The following is a 2607-nucleotide window of genomic DNA, read 5'->3' as shown; positions in this document are numbered from 1 at the left end:
GGACGGCCTACGACGGCGGGCGGAGCGACGCGCCGGTCCGTAACTTTGTGCTGGCCCTGCTCGACCCGACCCTGAGCCAGGATCAGCGGCGCGGGCTGCTGGCCGACGAGCGGGGCGGCTCGTGCCTGTACGCGGCCGGCGATACGCGCATTCTGGCGGCCCTGGAGCGTCCGGCGGCGCAGATCACGCAGGCGGACCGGCAGGGACTGCTGAGCGCCGAGGCGCTCTGCCTGCTGCGGGCCGCACCGGGGGCCTTCGTGACGAAGAGCCTGGGCGAGCTGATCGACCTGTTCCAGATCAACTACACCGGCGACGAGCGGCTGAGCAAGGGCTTCGCCCTGGGCCGCCTGCCGCCCTGGTACGCCCTGTCGCTCTTCCTGCTGGACGATACGCTGTATGTGCTGGCCCTGCCGCTGGCGGTGGTGGGGTGGGGATTGATTCGGACACAGGGGGGCGCAGCAGCAGGCCGACTGCGTCGGCCTGCTGCTGCGCCCCTACTGGGGTTGTGGTTATTGTATAACCTGGGGACGGCGCCGCTGCTGTTTGCGATCAACCGCTTCCGGGTGCCGCTGATGCCGCTGGTGTTTGTGCTGGCAGGCTGCGCCCTGGCGGCGCTGCCGGGCTGGGGCGGGCTGCGCACGCGCTACGGGGCGGCCTGCGCCGCGCTGGCCGGGATGCTGCTGCTGGTGGCGGCGACGCCCTACGCCTACCTGGAGCCACGCGCCCCCGGCGAGGCCGCGCGCTGGGCCTCCTACCTGGGGCCCTACCCGTCGAGCCTGGCGAGCACCGGGCTGGCCCTGGCCGCCCGCCCCGGCTACCTGGCCGAGCAGCGGCTCGGCGCCGCCCTCGGGGCCGGGGATGTGGGGGCCGCCCACGAGCTGCTGATGGATCAGCAGCTGCCGGGCTACGCGGTCGCCGTGGGCGCGCCGCTGCTCGCTGGGCTTGAGGGCCGCCCGGCGGCGGGCCTCGACCGGCTGGCCGACGAGCCGACGCGGCCCCTGGAGGGCTGGCAGACGAGCCTGATCGCCGGCGAGCTGTTCCGCCAGCTGGGCGACATCGAGGCGGCCCGCCGCGAGCTGAACCCGCCCTCGGTGGACGACCAGAACCCGGTGGCATGGGCATGGCAGTGGCTCCACCCGCCGCCCGCCCCCGACAACCGGATCGATCTGGCCGACGATAACGACCTGGGCTATATCGATGGCTTCTACCTGGGCCGCTATGACGCCGACCTCGGGGCGACGGTGCGCTGGGCGACGGGCGAGTCGCGCCTGCGCTTCCCGCAGGCGGCCAGCGGCGCGCCCCAGCGGCTCTGCCTCAATATCTCGGGGCTGGGCTGGCCTGAGGATCTGGACCTGCCCACGGTGAGCGCGAGCCTCGACGACGCGCCGCTGGGCGGATTCGCGCTGACCCGCGAGCTGCGCACGGTCTGCCTGGATCTGTCGGCCCGCCCGGCGAACTCCGACCTGACCATCGCCCTGCGCGGCGACACCTTTGTGCCCGACGCCCTGGACCTGGTGCGCCAGCAGGGGCCGCAGGTGGGCCAGCTGCGCCGGCTGAGCTTCCAGCTCGACTGGGCGGAGGTGAGGGAGAGATAGAAGGGCGGACTTCGTCCGCCCTTCTATCTCTTGTGATTATGAAAAAGCGAATTCTGCTAATACTGATTATAGCCTTTGGGCTGATGCTGCGCCTGCTGGCCTGGCGCTGGCGCGAGTTCTACCCGCTGGGCGGGGATGAGCGCGAGTATCTGGACCAGGCTATCACGCTGCTGCGTGACCACCAGTATGTCGAGCTGCGGCTGATGCGCCCGCCGCTCTACCCGGTCTTCCTGGCTGGCTGTATTTACTTCTTTGACTCGCTGGTGCAGAACCTGCGCCTTGTCCAGGCGCTGATCAGCGCGGCGACGGTGCCGCTGGTGTATCTGCTGTCCCGCGAGGTTGCCCGCCGCGCGGGGGTCGAGTCGCGCGGGCCGGCGCTGCTGGCGGCGGCGCTCTGCGCGCTGAGCTATACGCTGGCGGCGAACGCGACGGAGCTGCTGACGGAGGCGCTGTTTCTGTTTGGGCTGACGGCGGCGCTCTGGCTGCTGCTGCGGGCCGCGCGCAGCGGGCGCCTGGCCGAGGCGGCTGTGGCCGGGCTGATCGTCGGGGCGCTCTGCCTGCTGCGCTCGGTGGCGCTGCCGCTGCTGCCGCTGGGGGCGGTGTGGCTGTGGGCGAGGGCGCAGCAGGCGCGGACGCCTGCTGCGCCCCTACGGTGGCGGGGCGGGTGGCGGATGGCGGCCACGTATGCTCTGGCGACGCTGCTGGTGGTGCTGCCCTGGGCGGCGCGGAACTATGTGATGTATGGCGGGATGATCCTGATCGATACGACGGGCGCGGAGAACCTGTGGCTGGACAACGACCCGGCCGGGCGCGAGGCGGTGAAGGCGCAGCTCTACGCGATGGGCGATGACCGGCTGGGCCGCCAGCAGCTGGCGACCCGCGAGGGGGTCGCGGCGATCACGGGCGACCCGGCCCGCTTCGCGGCGAAGGCCTGGGTTGAGCTGAAGAAGCTGTTCGCCCTGGAGTTTAGCGATGACATGCTGGCCCGCCCGGCGATCTGGGTGCCGCCGGC

1 protein-coding gene and 1 pseudogene are annotated in these 2607 nt (G+C 71.9%); both read left to right on the top strand.

The window, feature by feature from the left end; translation table 11 throughout:
• Positions 1-1595: pseudogene (locus tag K2Z83_RS21510) on the top strand (hypothetical protein); the annotation flags it as partial.
• Between the two features lie 38 nt (positions 1596-1633).
• A partial coding sequence (locus K2Z83_RS21505) for a glycosyltransferase family 39 protein (RefSeq protein WP_220597239.1) occupies positions 1634-2607 on the top strand: 974 nt, incomplete at its 3' end.

It is taken from the genome of Oscillochloris sp. ZM17-4 (assembly GCF_019599295.1).
GTDB lineage: Bacteria > Chloroflexota > Chloroflexia > Chloroflexales > Chloroflexaceae > Oscillochloris.
The sequence above is the reverse complement of the archived record's forward strand: the minus strand, read 5'-3'. Positions and strand labels throughout refer to the sequence as shown.